Consider the following 17,087-nt stretch of genomic DNA (forward strand, 5'->3'; position numbering starts at 1 on the left):
CCAGCATCGTCTTCCCGCTGATGGTCAACGGTAAAGTCATCGCCTCGCTGTCGGTCGACATCAACCTCAACAGCCTGCAAGCGATCAGTCAAGGCGCGAGCAAGAAGCTCTATGACGGCCAGACCGCCGTGAGCATTATCAGCCCCGCCGGCCTGCTCGCCGGTTACAGCCCGGATGCCGGCAAACTCAGCCAGCGTCTGGATGCCGTGGACACGATCAGCGGCGCCGAACTGCTGAGCAAACTCGCGTCCACTTCCAGCGTGAGCAGCCTGCACAGCAAAGGTCAGTTGAAAGTGCTGTCGCCGTTCCCGCCGATTCCCGGCGGCCCGGCGTGGGGCGTCTTGCTCGATGTGCCAGAGAAAGTGCTGGTCAGCCGTGCCGAAGCGCTCAAGCAACAACTGGATGCCAGCAACACTTCCGGCACGCTGATCGAATTGAGCCTGGGCGTATTGGCCGCGTTGATCGGCCTGCTACTGGTGTGGCTGATGGCACGCAGCGTGACCAAGCCGATCCTCGGCGTGGCGCACATGCTCGAAGACATCGCCAGCGGCGAAGGTGATCTGACCCGTCGCTTGGCCTACGACAAAAAGGACGAACTCGGTCAGCTGGCCGGCTGGTTCAACAAGTTCCTCGACAAGTTGCAGCCGATCATCGCCGAAGTGAAACGCTCGGTGCAGGACGCGCGCAACACCGCCGACCAATCCTCGGCCATTGCCACCCAGACCAGCGCCGGTATGGAACAGCAATACCGTCAGGTCGATCAGGTCGCCACCGCCTCCCACGAAATGAGCGCCACCGCGCAAGACGTCGCCCGCAGCGCCGCACAGGCTGCCGAAGCGGCCAAGGATGCTGATCGCGCTACCCGTCAGGGCCTGACCGTGATCGACCGCACTACTGCCAGCATCGACACCCTCGCCGCCGACATGAGCGCGGCGATGGTGCAAGTCGAAGGTCTGGCGGCCAACAGCGAGAAAATCGGCGCCGTGCTGGAAACCATCCGCGCCATTGCTGAACAAACCAATTTGCTGGCGCTCAACGCCGCGATCGAAGCGGCCCGTGCCGGTGAGGCCGGCCGTGGTTTTGCCGTGGTCGCTGATGAGGTACGCAACCTCGCCCGCCGCACACAGGAATCGGTGGAAGAGACCCGTCAGGTCATCGAGCAGTTGCAGAGCGGTACGCAGGATGTGGTCGGGTCGATGGGCAACAGCCATCGTCAGGCTCAGGGCAGTGTCGAACAGGTTGGCCAAGCGGTGACCGCGCTGCGCCAGATCGGCGATGCGGTGACGGTGATCAGCGACATGAACCTGCAGATTGCCAGCGCCGCTGAGGAGCAGAGTGCGGTGGCCGAGGAGATCAACAACAACGTGGCGACGATTCGCGATGTCACCGAGTCGCTGTCCGGGCAGGCGAATGAGTCGGCGCGGGTGAGTCAGTCGCTCAATAGCCTGGCGAATCAGCAGCAGAGTTTGATGGATCAGTTTCGGGTGTGATTCGAAGGTTGTGGGGTGTCAGTTGGATTCCCCCCTCACCCCAGCCCTCTCCCCCCAAGGGGGGCGAGGGGGAAAGGGAGCCGATCTCCATGTCATTCAAAACCTGAGTTCGACTCCATATTTCAGATCACGAGGATGCTTTCAAATTCTGAGTTCGGCTCGGTATTTCAGATCACGAGGATGCTTTCAAACCCTGAGCTCGACTCGGTATCTCACGTCGGCGTACCTCTCCCAAACAACGCGGTCAGTCCCCTCTCCCTCCGGGAGAGGGCTAGGGTGAGGGGCTTCTAAAAGGCTCACCGCCGAGGCAACTCGATCACCACCTTCAACCCGCCCCACTCACTCTCGCCCAACACCAGCAACCCGCCCCAAGTGTCGACGATGTCGCGCACAATCCCCAATCCCAAGCCATGCCCGTGGGTCTGTTCATCCAGCCGCGTGCCACGACTGAATACCTGAGCGCGCTGTTCTTCGGGAATCCCCGGGCCGTCATCTTCCACGCTCAAGGCAAAGCCATCCGTACGTTCGATCACACTCAGACGCACCTCGGCATCCGCCCATTTGCAGGCGTTGTCCAAAAGATTGCCGAGCAATTCGAGCAAATCCTCTCGATCCCACGGCAACTGCAACCCCGCCGGCGCGACATAACTCAACGCCAGATGCTCGCCGTGAATCATGTTCAACGTAGCGAGCAACCCCGGCAGTTCCGCGTCGCAATCAAACAGCGCGCCCGGCAACGCATCCCCGGACAGCCGCGCACGGTTCAACTCTCGATTGAGCCGTTGCTGCACCTGCTCCAACTGTTCCTTAAGCACCTTGCGCAACTCAGGATGAGCATCGAGTTTTTCACTGGACGCCAGGCTCAACAACACCGCCAGCGGCGTTTTCAAGGCGTGCCCGAGATTGCCCAAGGCATTGCGCGAGCGCTTGAGGCTGTCTTCGGTGTGCGCCAGCAAATGGTTGATCTGCGCCACCAGCGGTTCCAGCTCCACCGGCACCTGATCATCGAGTTGCGAACGCTGGCCTTGCTGCAATTGCGCGATCTGTTCGCGAGCCCTTTCCAGCGGTTTCAACGCGCGGCGCACGGTCAAGCGCTGCAAGAACAGAATCAACAGCAACGCCGCCAGCCCAAGGCCGAGGCCGATCTGACGCATGCGCTGAAAGCTCTCGCGCACCGGCGTGTAATCCTGCGCGACGCTGATCGAAATCGACTGGCCCAAGCGTCGATAATCCGAGCGCAGCACCAGCAACTGCTGACCGTCCGGGCCCAGTTGCAGATTGCTGTGCAGCCCGGGATGGTCGAGCAACGGCAGATCCTGATCCCACAACGAACGCGAGCGCCAATGGCTGTCGGCAAAATCGATACGGAAATAATGCCCGGAAAACGGTCGCTGATAGGCCGGCGACAGATGCCGCTCATCCAGTTGCAAGCCTTGCGGTCCGCGCACCAATGCCACCAGCAGACTTTCGCTGTCGTTGCGCAGACCCGCTTCGAGATAGCGCTGCAAACCCACTTCGAACAACCACAGACTGGTTTGCGCCAGCACCACGCCGACGATCACCATCACACTGATCAACCCCAGGCTCAAGCGGCGCTGGATCGACCTCACGAAGCTTGCCCGCCGAACAGGTAACCCTGGCCGCGACGGGTTTCGATCACGCTTTTGCCGAGCTTGCGGCGCAGGTGATTGACGTGCACTTCGAGGACGTTGGAGTCACGTTCGGTTTCACCGTCGTAGAGGTGTTCGGCGAGGTGGCTTTTGGAGAGGATCTGTTCCGGGTGCAGCATGAAATAGCGCAGCAGGCGGAATTCCGCAGCGGTCAGTTGAATGTCGGCGCCATCGCGCACCACGCACTGACGGCCTTCATCCAGATGCAGCCCCGCAGCCTGCAAGGTCGGTTGATTGGACTGGCCCTTGGAGCGGCGCAACAGCGATTGAATGCGCAACTGCAACTCTTCGGGGTGAAACGGTTTGGTCAGGTAATCATCGGCACCGGCCTTCAGGCCTTCGATGCGCTCGGCCCAGGAATCGCGCGCTGTGAGAATCAGCACCGGAATCGCCAGGCCGCCGGCACGCCACTGCGCCAGCACCTCAAGCCCCGGCACACCGGGCAGGCCGAGGTCGAGAATGATCAGGTCATACGGCTCGCTGCTGCCCTGATACAACGCATCACGACCGTCCGCCAGCCAATCCACCGCGTAACCCTGGCGTTGCAGGCCGACGAGCAGTTCGTCGGCCAGCGGTACGTGGTCTTCCACCAATAGCAAACGCATCGATCAATCTTCCTTGTCTTTCACAAGTTCGCCGGTATCGGCCTTCAAGTGCAGCTCACGGGCGACACCTTCGACGGTCAGCAGCTCGACTTCATAAATGTAGACGTCGTGTTTTTCTTCCAGCTCGACTTCCAGCAGTTTTGCGCCGGGATAGCGATCCATCGCCTGCTGCAGCACTTGCTCCAGCGGCAGGATCACGCCCTGCTTGCGCAGATTCAAGGCTTCATCCGGACCGAGGTCGCGGGCCATGGCCGTCGAGCAAAACAGCACCAGCGCCAACACCGAGCGGCGGGTGGTGCGAACATTAACCTTCATTACGTATCCTGATGATCCTTGAGAACCTGCCCAGTCACCGCGTCTAATTCCAGATCCCACTCCAGCCCCTGCGGATCACGCATTTCGATCTGGTAGATGTACTTGCCGTACTGCTCTTCCAGCTCGGTGTCGGTGATCGTCGAACCCGGATGTTTGGCCAGCGCGGCGGCGTTGAGCTTCTCGAAGGAGACGATAGTACCAGCGTCGCGCAGACGCAGGGCTTCGTCAGGACCGAGATCGCGGGCGTGGGCGAGGCTGGCAGTGAAGCCGATGATCGAAGCAATGGACAGGGCAGTCAGGGTTTTCATGGGGTCTCCGTATTTTTATGTGTTGCTTACGGTGGGCACCTTAGCGGGATGAACTTAACTGAAACTGAATTGCCATCATTGCTCCAGCTCAACACATGCCCCCGTGTAGGAGCTGCCGCAGGCTGCGATCTTTTGATCTTGTCTTTTAAAAACAAAATCAAAAGATCGCAGCCTGCGGCAGCTCCTACAGGATTTTGCAACATGTGCTTATAATTGTTCGCTTGCTAACGATCGAGACCGGTATGACCGCCATCCACATCAAATTCCCCGCCCTCACCCTCAAGGCCGGCCCGCGCGCCATGGCGCGTATTCGTGCGCAAGGCCTGAACGCTGCCGACGTCGGCACCCTGCCCGGTGCTGCCGGTGGGCCGAAGGCGTTGGGGATTCAGGGGCTGGATCTGGCGTTGTTCGGCGAATGGCTGCCGAGCGCACCGCGTGAGCGCTCGCTGATCGGCGCCTCGGTCGGTTCCTGGCGCTTCGCCAGCGCGTGTCTGCCGGACGCCGCCGAAGGCATCCGGCGCCTCGGTCAGTTGTACGCCGAGCAGAACTTCAACAAAGGCGTGACCATGGCCGAGATCAGTCAGAGCTCGCAGCGCATGCTCAACGACCTGCTCGACGGCCACGACGCGAGCATCCTCGACAACGCGCATTACCGCTTGAACATCATGGTGGTGAAAAGTCAGGGACGTCTGGCCGATGACCATCGCGGGCGCCTCGGTCTGGCACTGGGCTCGGTGATTGCCGACAACCTGCGCGGTCGCGCGCGGCTGTCGCGGCACTTCGAACGGCTGATCATCCACGACCCGCGCCTCGCCCCGCCGGTCAATGCGCTGAACGATTTCCCGTCGCGCTTCGTCGCGCTGAATGCCGGTAATCTGCGCCAAGCGCTGCTGGCTTCGGGTTCGATCCCGATGGTCATGGAAGGCGTGCGCGACTTGCCGGGTGCTGGCGCCGGCACTTTCCGCGATGGCGGTCTGCTCGATTATCACCTCGACCTGCCGTACAGCGGCGACGGCATCGTGCTCTATCCGCACTTCACCGATCGGGTGATTCCGGGCTGGTTCGACAAGACCCTGCCATGGCGCAAGGCCTCAGTGGAACGCTTGCAGGACGTGCTGTTGCTCGCGCCATCCAAGGAATATCTGGCGCGCCTGCCCTACGGCAAACTGCCCGACCGGAATGACTTCAAACGCTTCATGGGCGATGCGCCGGGCCGGCAGAAATACTGGCACGCGGCGATGGACGAGAGCCGTCGCCTTGGCGATGAATTCCTTGAACTGACTGCCAATGGTCGCCTCGCCGAGCGCTTGCTGACCCTTTAGTCAGCACGGCCAAACACAAGCTGGTAAACTCGCCGCCTGCCCGAATCGCTGCGGCGAACGCCATCTGAACAGAGCCAAAAATACCGTGGAAATCTTCAAAGAGTTTACCTTCGAATCCGCCCACCGCCTGCCGCACGTCCCGGACGGCCACAAGTGCGGGCGTCTGCACGGTCACTCGTTCAAAGTGGCGCTTCACCTCAGCGGCGACCTCGATCCGCACACCGGCTGGATCCGTGATTTCTCCGAAATCAAAGCGATCTTCAAGCCGCTGTACGAGCGTCTCGATCACAACTACCTGAACGACATTCCCGGTCTGGAAAACCCGACCAGCGAAGTACTCGCCAAATTCATCTGGAATGAAATGAAGCCGTTGCTGCCGGAACTGAGCGCGATCCGTATTCACGAGACCTGCACCAGCGGTTGCATCTATCGCGGTGAGTAATCCGATCCAGAAATCACTGCATAACCCTGTGGGAGCGAGCTTGCTCGCGAATGCGGTTTGCCAGTGAAATAAATATTGACTGACACAATGCCTTCGCGAGCAAGCTCGCTCCCACAGGGATAAGCGGCGTGTCAGTGAATGAATAAACAGCCTTCACGGCTGTTTTTTTACGCCTATGCTTTTTGGCTCCCACCCGCCAAGAGGACAGGCCCATGACGGACTGGCTGCTGGATCAGGTCTTTGACTTCAACGGGCACCATATTCGTTACGCCGTGCGCGGCGATGGCCCGCCGCTGGTGTTCGTGCATGGCACGCCGTTTTCGTCATACGTGTGGCATCGGATCGCGCCGCACTTTTTCGCCACGCATCGCGTGCATTACTTCGACCTGCTGGGTTATGGACGCTCCGAACAACCCGACGCCGACGTCTCTCTCGGTGTGCAGAACCAACTGTTGGCCCAACTGCTCGATCACTGGAATCTGCAACGCCCGGACGTGGTGGCCCACGACTTCGGCGGCGCCACCGTGCTGCGCGCGCATCTGCTCAACGGCAAGGATTACCGCAGCCTGACCCTGATCGACCCGGTGGCGCTGACGCCGTGGGGTTCGCCATTCGTGCAGCATGTGCGTCAGCATGAAGCGGCCTTCAGCGGCCTGCCCGACTACATCCAGCGCGCCATCGTGCCGACCTATATTCGCGGGGCGATTCACCGCGATATCCCCGACGACGAACTCGCACCCTACGTGCAGCCATGGCTCGGCGATCCCGGGCAAGCGGCGTTCTATCGGCAGATTGCGCAGATGGACGAGCGCTATACCCGTGAGGCCGAAAGTTTGTACCCGACGATCCGCTGTCCGGTACAGATTCTCTGGGGCGAAGAGGATCAGTGGATTCCCATCGAACGTGGCCGAGCGTTACATCAAATGATCCCGGGATCACAATTCCACCCGATTGCCAACGCCGGCCACCTCGTCCAGGAAGACGCCCCCGAAGCCATCGTCGCTGCCCTGCTGCGATTTCTCTCACCTTGATCGTTCCCACGCTCTGCGTGGGAATGCCTCAACGGACGCTCCGCGTTCGGCTTTGGAGTGGGACGCGGAGCGTCCCGGGCTGCATTCCCACGCAGAGCGTGGGAACGATCTACCAGAACGCCTTCGCGAGCAGGCTCGCTCCCACATTGGGCTTGGGTGTATTCAGGTGCACCGCTTTCGCGCCAATCCGCGCGACTCGTCTATACATAACCCGCGCCACCCGGCATTTGGCACGACCGCTGCAACCCTCCCCCGCGTCTCCTCTATTCCAGCAAGGACCGCCCCATGACGCAGAACGATCCCGGCAACGATTACCCCCTCAGCGAAGTCCCCATGCATGCGCGCAAAGGCCTGGCCTCCACGGCGATGGTGTTACTAGGCTTCACGTTTTTCACCGCGACCATGTTTGCCGGCGGCAAGCTCGGTGTGGCGTTCAGCTTCGGCGAGATGATGGCGGTGATCATCGTCGGCAATCTGTTGCTGGGTCTGTATGCGGCGGGCCTGGGTTACATCGCTTTCAAGAGCGGCCTCAACTCGGTGTTGATGGGGCGTTTCTGCTTCGGCGAAGTCGGCAGCAAGCTCAGCGACCTGATCCTCGGTTTCACCCAGATCGGCTGGTACGCCTGGGGCACCGCGACTGCAGCGGTGGTGCTCGGCAAATACTTCGATCTCGACGAAGGCACGGTGCTCGGGCTGATGGTGTTGTTCGGTCTGGTGTTCTGCGCCACGGCCTATGTCGGCTATCGCGGACTGGAGATTCTGTCGTACATCGCTGTGCCGGCGATGATGTTGCTGCTGATGCTGTCGATGTGGGTGGCAACGGTAAAAGTCGGCGGCTTCGAAGGTTTGCTCAGCGTGGTGCCGAGCGGTTCGCTGGACTGGTCGACCGCAATCACCCTGGTGTTCGGCACCTTCGTCAGCGGCGCCACGCAGGCGACCAACTGGACACGTTTCTCGCGTTCGGCGCGGGTCGCGGTGCTGGCCAGCCTGATCGGATTTTTCATCGGCAACGGTCTGATGGTGTTGATCGGCGCGTACGGCGCCATCGTCTATCAGCAACCGGACGTGGTTGAAGTGCTGCTGTTGCAAGGATTCGCCATGGCGGCGATGGCCATGCTGTTGCTGAACATCTGGAGCACTCAGGACAACACCATCTACAACTTCGCCGTCGCTGGTTGCAACCTGCTGCGCACCGGCCGACGCAAAACCGTGACCCTCGCCGGTGCGGTGATCGGCACTCTGCTCGCGCTGCTGGGCATGTACGACATGCTGGTGCCCTATCTGATTCTGCTCGGCACGGTGATTCCACCGATTGGCGGGGTGATCATGGCGGACTTTTTCTACCGCTGGCGCGGGCACTATCCGCGTCTGGCCGACGCACGGTTGCCGGCGTTCAACTGGCCGGGGCTCGGGGCCTATGCGGTCGGCACTGTCGCCGCGTTCAGCTCGCCGTGGGTCGCGCCGCTGGTAGGGATCGCCGCTGCCGCGCTAACGTATGTCATCGTCACCGGCGTGCTCGGCGCTCGCAGCGCGAGCGCGCCACTACAAGACTTATAAAAAAGGATTCGCCTGATGCACATCATCAACGCCCGTTTGCGCAACCAGGAAGGTTTGCACGAATTGCACCTTGAAGACGGCCTGATCCGCAGCATCGCCCGGCAGACCGAAGCGCCCACCCTCGGCCCGGATGACCTCGACGCCGGCGGCAACCTGGTGGTGCCGCCCTTCGTCGAACCGCACATTCACCTCGACGCCACCCTCACCGCCGGCGAGCCGCGCTGGAACATGAGCGGCACGCTGTTCGAAGGCATCGAATGCTGGGGCGAGCGCAAGGTCACCATCACCGAAGAAGACACCAAGACCCGCGCCAAGAAAACCATTCAGACGCTGGCAGCGCACGGCATTCAGCACGTGCGCACCCACGTCGATGTCACCGACCCGCAACTCACCGCACTCAAAGCCATGCTTGAGGTGCGCGAGGAAAGCCGTCACCTGATCGATCTGCAAATCGTCGCGTTCCCGCAAGAAGGCATCGAGTCGTTCCGCAACGGCCGCGAGTTGATGGAGGAAGCGATCCGCATGGGCGCGGACGTCGTCGGCGGGATTCCGCATTTCGAGTACACCCGCGATCAGGGTGTCAGTTCGGTGAAGTTTCTGATGGACCTGGCCGAGCGCACCGGTTGCCTGGTCGACGTGCATTGCGACGAGACCGACGACCCGCATTCGCGCTTCCTCGAAGTGCTCGCCGAAGAGGCGCGCAGCCGCGACATGGGCGCTCTCGTCACCGCCAGCCACACCACGGCTATGGGCTCCTACGACAACGCCTACTGCGCGAAACTGTTTCGTCTGCTCGGCCATTCCGGGATCAGTTTTGTCTCCTGCCCGACCGAAAGCATTCACTTGCAAGGGCGCTTCGACAACTTCCCGAAACGCCGGGGCGTGACCCGCGTGAATGAATTGCTCGAAGCCGGGATGAACGTGTGTTTCGGTCAGGATTCCATTGTCGATCCGTGGTATCCGCTGGGCAACGGCAACATCCTCCGCGTGCTCGAAGCCGGACTGCACATCTGCCACATGCTCGGTTACCGTAACCTGCAAAGTGCACTGGATCTGGTCACGGATAACAGCGCCAAAGCCATGCACCTGGGTGAGCGATATGGCCTGGAACAGGGGCGTCCGGCGAATCTGTTGATTCTGTCGGCGGACAGCGATTACGAGGTGATCCGCAGTCAGGGCTTGCCGTTGTATTCGATTCGCGGCGGCAAGGTGTTGATGAAGCGGCAGATGCCGGTGGTGGAATTCAGTGGTGAGCTGAGCTGAGAGGCGCCCCGTAAATCCAATGTGGGAGCGAGCCTGCTCGCGAAGAGGTTGGCAGATCCGGCATCACCGCCTCAGACATAGCGCTTTCGCGAGCAGGCTCGCTCCCACTGGGTTCGGTGTTTGAACATGATATTTGTATTCAACACAAAACCCTGTGGGAGCCGGGCTTGCCAGCGATGGCGTGTTTGAATTCAGCCCATCAACCGCGCCGTACCGAACAATCTGACCCTCAGCAATTCACCGTCTGCTGCTTCGAGCAAAATCGGCGCCGTACCGCCGGGCATGACCACCTGCACTTCTCCGGCCACAACCCAACCCACCCGCCACGCCGCCGATGCCACGGCACTGGCGCTGGTGCCGGATGAGGCCGTCGGCCCTTCGCCACGCTCGAACACCCGGGCGAGGACCCTCTGCGGTGACTCCAGCACGGCCCATTGCAGATTGACGCCTGCCGGGCATGGATCACCGGCACCGACGGGTGTGGCGTAGGCAATTTGGGTCAGGCCTTCGTTCAGTGGCGATTCACGCATCTGTTCATTGCTTGGCAACGCCGCTGCATCACCGAGCAGCGTGACGCAATGCGGATTGCCAATGCGTACGAATTGGCTGTGCGCCCAGTCGGGATCAAGTTGTGCCAAGGGGTGGACGTGGCTCACGTCTCGAGTGTTGAACTCAATGCCCTGAACCGTCTGCGCAGCGACGGCATCCGGCCCGAAACCGGGTTGGCCGAGATCGAGCCAGAAGCCTTGAACGCCTTCGACAACAGCCGGTTTTACTGAGGTTTCCACCGCGTTGCCCCTGTCATGATGCACGCGTAACAAGGCGCCCTCCTCCGGCATCAATCCTTGCTCGGTCAGTGCCTGCGAGAAAATCGTCAGGCCATTGCCACTGCGCTCGGCGAGCGTGCCGTCGGTGTTGACGATCAATACGTCGAACGGCGCGGACGTCTGGAACGGGCCGATCAGCAGGCCATCGCTGCGGTGGGATTTGCTGTTCGCCGGACGTTGGCCTTCGGGCCAGTCGCAGCAGAGTTTGATTGCCGCTGCGCTCCAGGACTGACGCGACGAGGCGCATTCGGTGGCGCTGGCGGGCAAGGCAATGCCCTCTGAGCGCAGCGCTTGCGGAGAAACCACGCCATAAATATTGCCGCGTGCATCGTAGAATTGCGTCATCCGTGTTTGCCCCTGTCACCGAAGAAGGCCACTGTAAAACGCAATCCCTTGTGGGAGCGAGCCTCCTCGCGAATGCAGTGTGTCAGTCGATATATTTTTCAGCTGACACTCCGCCTTCGCGAGCAGGCTCGCTCCCACAGGGGGATGTGCATGACCGCTTATTGGTGAGTCTCTGTTCCCACAGGTTAGGATGTCGTCTGCACATCCCCGAACACCCGCGATCGAACCTCATCGCTGAATCACTGTCCTTCGGGGGACGCGAAGTTTTTTGCCAAGGATCGATATGACCAGCCTCAACCCTCAAGACACCTTCGTCCCCGGACGCCTGCAACAGATGTCCACGCGCATCGCCTTTTTCATCGCCGGACTCGGCATCGCCGCGTGGGCGCCCTTGGTGCCGTACGCCAAGGCCCGCGCCGGACTCGATGAAGGCACGTTGGGGTTGCTGCTGTTGTGCCTCGGCGTCGGTTCGATTCTGGCGATGCCGCTGGCGGGGATTCTGGCCACGCGCTTCGGCTGCCGGCGCGTCGCCACCGGTGGCACCTTGTTGATCTGCGCGGCGCTGCCGTTACTGGCGACGGTGTCGTCGATACCGGCGTTGATCGCCACACTGTTCATGTTCGGCGCCGGCCTGGGCACGGTGGATTCGACGGTGAACCTGCAAGCAGTGATCGTCGAACGCGCCAGCGGCAAGAACATGATGTCGGGTTTCCACGGTTTGTTCAGTCTGGGCGGGATTGTCGGCGCGGCGGGTGTCAGTGCCTTGCTCGGCCTGGGTTTGACGCCTCTGACCGCCATGCTGGTAGTGGTCGTCGTGCTGATCGCGGCATTGTTCAAGTGCGTGCCGCACATGTTGCCTTACGGCAGTGAAAGCTCCGGCCCGGCGTTCGCCATCCCTCACGGGATCGTGCTGTTTATCGGCGGGATGTGCTTCATCGTGTTCCTGACCGAAGGCGCGGCGCTGGACTGGAGCGCAGTGTTTCTGGCGCAGGAACGCGGGATCGACACGGCGTATGCGGGGTTGGGTTATGCAGCGTTTGCACTGACCATGACGGCTGGGCGTTTGATGGGTGACCGGATTGTGCGGATCGTCGGTGCAACGCGGATTATTCTGTTTGGTGGTCTGTTGGCAGCGGCCGGTTTGTTTCTGGCGACATTTGCGCCGAGCTGGGAAGCGGCGCTGTTCGGTTATGCGCTGGTCGGTGCGGGTTGTTCGAACATCGTGCCGGTGCTGTACACGGCGGTGGGCAAGCAGACGGTGATGCCGGAGAGCATCGCCGTACCGGCCATTACCACGCTGGGTTATGCAGGGATTCTGGCAGGGCCGGCGGTGATCGGCTTTGTGGCGCATGCCAGCAGTCTGAGTTTTGCCTTTGGCTTGATGGCGGTGTTGTTGGTGGCGGTGGCCATTGGCGGCAAAGTCCTTAAAGTCTAAAAGCTTCGCGAGCAGGCTCGCTCCCACAGGATTTCAGTGATCCATGTGGGAGCGAGCCTGCTCGCGAAGAAGGCGCCGCGGTTTATCAAAAACCGACGCTAGCCTGCACAAAGAACGTACGCGGCGCGCCCACATACATCCCCGAGTTGTTGTCGCTGGAGCGGGTGAAGTACTGCTTGTCGAAGACGTTTTTCACCCCGGCGCCCAGCTTCAGGTTCGACACCTGCGGCCCGAAGTCATAACCCCCACGCACGTTCCAGGTCACGTAACCCGGAATGTCGCCGTACTGCCCGTCCGCCGTGCCTTCGGTGATGTAGTTGCCGTTGAAACTGCCATCGGCATTCACACCGGTACCCGGCGAGCGCTGTTTCGACTGGGCGAAACCGTCGAGGTTGTAGGTCCAGCGGTTGATGTCGTAACGCAAACCGACGGTCGCCACCTGCCGCGAATAGAACGGCAGATCACGCCCCTTGAAGCCCGGAATCTCGCCCTCATAAGTCGCACGGGTGTAAGTGAAACCAGCATTGGCGGTCAAGCCATCGAGGCGTGGATCCAGTGCCGCCATGTCGTAGTGCACCGACGCTTCGATGCCTTGGTGCTTGGTCGCGCCAAGGTTGGTCCAACCCACGTCGTTGCTGATGTATTGCAGTTCGTCGTCGAAGTCGATGTAGAACAGCGTCACTTCCCCGCCCCACACATCGTCGTTGTAGCGTGTGCCGATCTCGTAGGTCTTGGCCTTTTCCGGCTCCAGACCATTGGCGGTCTGATCACCCGAACCACCTTGGCCGAGCTGGAAATACTGCAGGCTGCCAAACGAGGTTTCGTAGTTGGCGAACAGTTTCCACGCGTCCGACAGGTGATACATCACGCTCAGCGCCGGCAGCGGTTCGTTGCTTTCGATGCTGCGGTTTTTCGCCTGCACCGGTTTGCCGGCCGTGTCGAGCACCGCGCGGTCATGCCAGTCGGTGCTGATATGTTCAAAGCGAATGCCAGGGGTGATGGTCCAGTTGCCGACGTCGATTTTGTTGTCGAGGTAGACCGAGTTGGCCTCGGTGCCGCCCGTGCGGTCCTGGAACACATGGCCGTCGGAGGTCGGCGTGAGCACCGGCTGATTGTTGACCAGCGCCACACGGCTCGACGATTCGTGCATCGCCTCTTTCAAGTAACGGTAACCGACGCTGACTTCCTGGGTGGTCGGGCCGACATCGAATACCCGCGACACCCGTGGCTCGATGCCCAGCGTGTAATACGAACGCGGGTAAGAGCTGAGGGTTTTCTGATCGCGGGCGGCGATGGTGCTGCCACGGAAACTGTCGGTGTAATAGGTGAGGATTTCCGCCTGGGTGCGTTCGTCGATCTGACGGATCCATTTGAACGACACGTCTTTGCGCCGACCGGTGAACTGGTCGTAGTCACGCACCGAGTCATACGGTTTGTCGTCGTACTGCTTTTGCGTCAGACCGCCGGGCATGTCCGCCGTGGCGTCGTAGTAGTGAAAGTTGAGACTGAAATCGTCCTGATCGGTCGGTGCCCAGTGAGTCTTGAGCAGCACGTCGTCGATGTCGTTGCCATTGTTGCGCTCGCGGTAGCCGTTACCGTTGACGCCGGAATACAGCAACGCCACGCCCATGCCGTTGTCGGCGGTGCCGCCGAGGAACGCGGTGTCGATGTGTTTCCAGCCACCGTACTGAGTGGTTTCCAGGGTAGTGCCGATTTCACCGGTGGCTTTTTCCGGAATTGCGCGGGTGACGAAGTTGATCACGCCGCCAACGTTCTGCGGCCCGTAACGCACAGAGCCAGCGCCACGGACCACGTCAATGCTGTCGAGGTTGCCCGAGGAAATCGGTGCCATCGACAGTTGCGGCTGGCCGTACGGGGCAAACGCTGCCGGCACCCCATCGATCAACACCGTGGAGCGCGGCGACAGACGTGAAGTCAGGCCGCGCACGCCGACGTTGAGGGAAATATCGCTGCCGCCAGTGCCGTTGGAATCCTGCACCTGCACGCCCGGCACACGCTTGAGCACGTCGCTGACGTTCATCGCGCCCTGCTCGACCATCGCTTCGCGGCGGATCACCGTGCGCGCACCTGGGTGGTTCTGTACCACCGCGGCGTTGGCGTCGCCGAGCCAGTCGCCGACCACCTTGATGTCGGTCACGCCCAGTTCGAGCGGGCCATTGTTGGCGGCGGAAGTTGCCGCTGGCGACAGGGTCACCGAACCTTCGTTGATCTGGTAATCCAGACCGCTGCCCTGCAGCAATTGGCGCAACGCCTGCTCCGGCGAGATATCACCGTCGACTGCCGGCGCCTGTTTGCCGGCGACCAGGTCCGGGCTGAAAAACACTTGCAGCGACGTCTGCTGGCCCAGTTCGCTGAGGGCCTGGCCCAATGGCTGCGCACGGATATGAATGGCTTCACCGGCGAACGCCAGTGGCATGGCTGCGTTGACCGCCAGCGCAAGGGCCAGCGGCAGCCAAGGGGATTTTTTGTTGTTGGCAGGGGTGTTTTTCACGTCGTACGTAGTCCTGTGGATCGCAAGAGTGTGCGGCTGTTAATGCAAACCAGTTGCAGTTGACAGGAAGACGATGAACTCGAAAAAAACCTGAATTTTATTTTGCGATTATTTCCTGACTGCCATCCGCAAGGGTGCGAACGGCCACCGGGAGGATGCTCGGCAAGGCTTTGAGCAAGGCGTCGGTGTTGTCGGATTTGAACACGCTGGTCAGGCGCAGACTGGCCACGGCCGGGTTGGCGACGGTCAACGGTTTGTCGCGATAACGCGACACTTCGGCTGCGACTTCACTGAGGCGGGCATTATTGAAGACCAGTTTGCCGCTGCGCCACGCCGTCAGTTGCGTCGGGTTGACTGCATAGGCTGCGGCGACTTTGCCTTGCGCATCGACGTGAGTGCCGAGGCCCGCTGTCAGGTTGATGAACTGATCATCCGCTGCATCACGCCCCTGTACTTTCACCGTGCCCTGCTCCACCGCCACGCGGGTTTGCGTGACGTCGCGGCGCACATCGAAACGCGTGCCGGTGACCGTGACTTTGCCATTGCCGGTCTCAACCACGAACGGTCGCGAGATGTCGTGTTCAACGCTGAACATCGCTTCGCCTTCGGTCAGCTCGATGACGCGACGATCCTGTTCATAGCGCACCTGCAAGCGGCTGCGGCTGTTCAGATCGATCACCGAACCGTCCGGCAGTGCCACATGTTTACGTTCGCCCAGCGCCGTGGCGAACTCGGCGCTGTAGCCACCCGGATGATTCAAACCACTGAACAGTCCCAGGCCGAGCGCGACCGCCAGCACACTCGCGGCCACGGCATAACGCAACAACGGACGGCGTTCGCGGCGGGTTGGCGGTGTTTCAACGAGGGCTTTGAGGCGCGGCGCCGGGAGCAGATCGGCGGCCGACCACAAGCCCTGGAGCAACTGGAATTCGTCACGGTGCTGCGAATGTTCATTCAGCCAGGCGTCGAAGCGCTGTTGCTCGTCGGCATCAATGACCGGCTCCTGCAAACGCACAAACCAGCGAGCCGCGTCATCGCGCACCGTTGTTTGCCCGCACGCGCAATCACGAGTATCCATCATGGAATGTCCTGTCTGGCCGGGAATATAAAGACACACAGCCCCCTGTAGGAGCTGCCGAAGGCTGCGATCTTTTTGCCATGACGCACATTCACGATTGCAATCCGTCCAGTCGATCACGCAGATGCCGCAGGGTGCGGATCATATACTTTTCGACCATGTTCTTGGACAGCCCGAGGCGTTCGGCGATTTCCGCCTGGGTCAGGCCTTCGATCTTCTGCCAGACGAAGATCTTGCGGCAGTTGACCGGCAGCTCGGCGAGCGCTCGTTCAATAGAGTCGGCCAACTGGATCGCATGCATGTAATGCTCCGGGTCGCCGGACGACGACTCACTGTGATCAAGGGCCTGCGACTCCATGGCGCCGCGCCGATCCTCACGCCGATAACCGTCGACCGCAATATTGCGCGCGGTCTGGTGCAAATACGCCCGTGGCTGCTGCACCGCCGCCGAATCGGACTCAAGGACCCGCACAAAGGTGTCGTGCGCCAGATCCTCGGCCTGCGCGCGATTGCGCAGACGGCGAGTCCAGGTGCCGATCAACTCTTCGTAATGCTCGAAAAAGCCGGGTCTGCGGGGACGCATGGGGGTTTGGGCGGCGTGCTGAGAAAAGGGCGTGAATAGTAATGCTTCGTATTAAGGCAAGGCAATGCATTCCTTGCCGTACCGACGATGTAGTGTTTCAAGAAAAATTACAAAAATGGCAAATAAATGATCCATACAGATTCGCTAAATAATTGTTTTTTCTATCGAAATCCTATTACCGAAATGCAAAAAAACATGCGAAAGCATGCTCCTGCGGCGTGCTGGAAAGGGGATTCAACATAACCGATGACCTAAAAAACGAACCATCTAACCTGAACGGCTACTTGGATGAGTAACGAATAGG

Annotated in this window: 15 protein-coding genes and 1 pseudogene; 8 read left to right on the forward strand and 8 right to left on the reverse strand. The window is 60.8% G+C overall.

Translation table 11 applies throughout. The features are described from left to right. Positions 1-485 precede the first annotated feature (485 nt). Positions 486-632, forward strand: a pseudogene (locus QOM10_RS31345) (HAMP domain-containing protein); the annotation flags it as partial. A 102-nt stretch (positions 633-734) separates the two neighbouring features. Beyond that, positions 735-1,490: a methyl-accepting chemotaxis protein gene (locus tag QOM10_RS31350; RefSeq protein WP_371044236.1), complete on the forward strand. Its 756-nt coding sequence runs from the start codon at positions 735-737 to the stop codon at positions 1,488-1,490. A 296-nt stretch (positions 1,491-1,786) separates the two neighbouring features. Here the strand turns inward: QOM10_RS31350 and QOM10_RS19550 are convergent, their stop codons facing one another. The 4 genes from QOM10_RS19550 to QOM10_RS19565 are packed head-to-tail and all read right to left on the reverse strand — an operon-like array spanning position 1,787 to position 4,388. After that, positions 1,787-3,100, reverse strand: a complete 1,314-nt coding sequence (locus QOM10_RS19550; protein WP_127929075.1) for a sensor histidine kinase — start codon at positions 3,098-3,100, stop codon at positions 1,787-1,789. Beyond that, on the reverse strand, positions 3,097-3,765 hold the full coding sequence (locus tag QOM10_RS19555) for a response regulator transcription factor (RefSeq protein ID WP_316916789.1): 669 nt from the start codon (positions 3,763-3,765) through the stop codon (positions 3,097-3,099). Before QOM10_RS19555 ends, QOM10_RS19550 begins: the two co-directional genes overlap by 4 nt. A 3-nt stretch (positions 3,766-3,768) precedes the next feature. Continuing rightward, positions 3,769-4,080: a PepSY domain-containing protein gene (locus QOM10_RS19560; protein WP_316916790.1), complete on the reverse strand. Its 312-nt coding sequence runs from the start codon at positions 4,078-4,080 to the stop codon at positions 3,769-3,771. Then, positions 4,080-4,388, reverse strand: coding sequence for a PepSY domain-containing protein (locus QOM10_RS19565; protein WP_316916791.1), 309 nt, complete (start codon positions 4,386-4,388; stop codon positions 4,080-4,082). Before QOM10_RS19565 ends, QOM10_RS19560 begins: the two co-directional genes overlap by 1 nt. Positions 4,389-4,630: 242 nt before the next feature. Here QOM10_RS19565 and QOM10_RS19570 point away from each other — a divergent pair, with 242 nt between their 5' ends. The 5 genes from QOM10_RS19570 to codA all read left to right on the forward strand — a co-directional run bounded on the left by QOM10_RS19570 (position 4,631) and on the right by codA (position 10,003). Then, complete coding sequence (locus QOM10_RS19570; RefSeq protein WP_316916792.1) at positions 4,631-5,710, forward strand: patatin-like phospholipase family protein; 1,080 nt, start codon at positions 4,631-4,633, stop codon at positions 5,708-5,710. An 85-nt stretch (positions 5,711-5,795) separates the two neighbouring features. Then, positions 5,796-6,152: a 6-carboxytetrahydropterin synthase QueD gene (queD, locus tag QOM10_RS19575; protein ID WP_007915588.1), complete on the forward strand. Its 357-nt coding sequence runs from the start codon at positions 5,796-5,798 to the stop codon at positions 6,150-6,152. Positions 6,153-6,364: 212 nt separating this feature from the next. Further along, complete coding sequence (locus QOM10_RS19580; protein ID WP_316916793.1) at positions 6,365-7,183, forward strand: alpha/beta hydrolase; 819 nt, start codon at positions 6,365-6,367, stop codon at positions 7,181-7,183. 285 nt (positions 7,184-7,468) lie between these two features. Beyond that, positions 7,469-8,740 (forward strand): cytosine permease, encoded by a 1,272-nt coding sequence (gene codB / locus QOM10_RS19585; protein ID WP_316916794.1) that lies wholly within the window; start codon positions 7,469-7,471, stop codon positions 8,738-8,740. A 15-nt stretch (positions 8,741-8,755) separates the two neighbouring features. Beyond that, the gene (gene codA, locus QOM10_RS19590; protein ID WP_316916795.1) at positions 8,756-10,003 is read left to right on the forward strand and encodes a cytosine deaminase; all 1,248 of its coding nucleotides are present in this window, start codon (positions 8,756-8,758) and stop codon (positions 10,001-10,003) included. Between the two features lie 191 nt (positions 10,004-10,194). Here codA and QOM10_RS19595 read toward each other — a convergent pair whose 3' ends face one another. Next, the gene (locus QOM10_RS19595) at positions 10,195-11,175 is read right to left on the reverse strand and encodes a diaminopimelate epimerase (RefSeq protein ID WP_316916796.1); all 981 of its coding nucleotides are present in this window, start codon (positions 11,173-11,175) and stop codon (positions 10,195-10,197) included. Between the two features lie 283 nt (positions 11,176-11,458). On the opposite strand from QOM10_RS19595, the gene QOM10_RS19600 reads away from it, so the two are divergent. After that, positions 11,459-12,610 (forward strand): MFS transporter, encoded by a 1,152-nt coding sequence (locus QOM10_RS19600; RefSeq protein WP_316916797.1) that lies wholly within the window; start codon positions 11,459-11,461, stop codon positions 12,608-12,610. An 85-nt stretch (positions 12,611-12,695) separates the two neighbouring features. On the opposite strand, the gene QOM10_RS19605 is transcribed toward QOM10_RS19600, so the two are convergent. The 3 genes from QOM10_RS19605 to QOM10_RS19615 all read right to left on the reverse strand — a co-directional run bounded on the left by QOM10_RS19605 (position 12,696) and on the right by QOM10_RS19615 (position 16,783). Then, entirely contained in the window at positions 12,696-15,122 is a 2,427-nt protein-coding gene (locus QOM10_RS19605) for a TonB-dependent siderophore receptor (RefSeq protein ID WP_160041127.1), read from the reverse strand. A 97-nt stretch (positions 15,123-15,219) separates the two neighbouring features. Next, positions 15,220-16,203, reverse strand: a complete 984-nt coding sequence (locus QOM10_RS19610) for a FecR family protein (RefSeq protein ID WP_316916798.1) — start codon at positions 16,201-16,203, stop codon at positions 15,220-15,222. Positions 16,204-16,291: 88 nt separating this feature from the next. Beyond that, complete coding sequence (locus QOM10_RS19615; RefSeq protein WP_127929085.1) at positions 16,292-16,783, reverse strand: sigma-70 family RNA polymerase sigma factor; 492 nt, start codon at positions 16,781-16,783, stop codon at positions 16,292-16,294. Between the last annotated feature and the right edge of the window lie 304 nt (positions 16,784-17,087).

It is taken from the genome of Pseudomonas sp. P108, from assembly GCF_032613195.1.
Taxonomy (GTDB): domain Bacteria; phylum Pseudomonadota; class Gammaproteobacteria; order Pseudomonadales; family Pseudomonadaceae; genus Aquipseudomonas.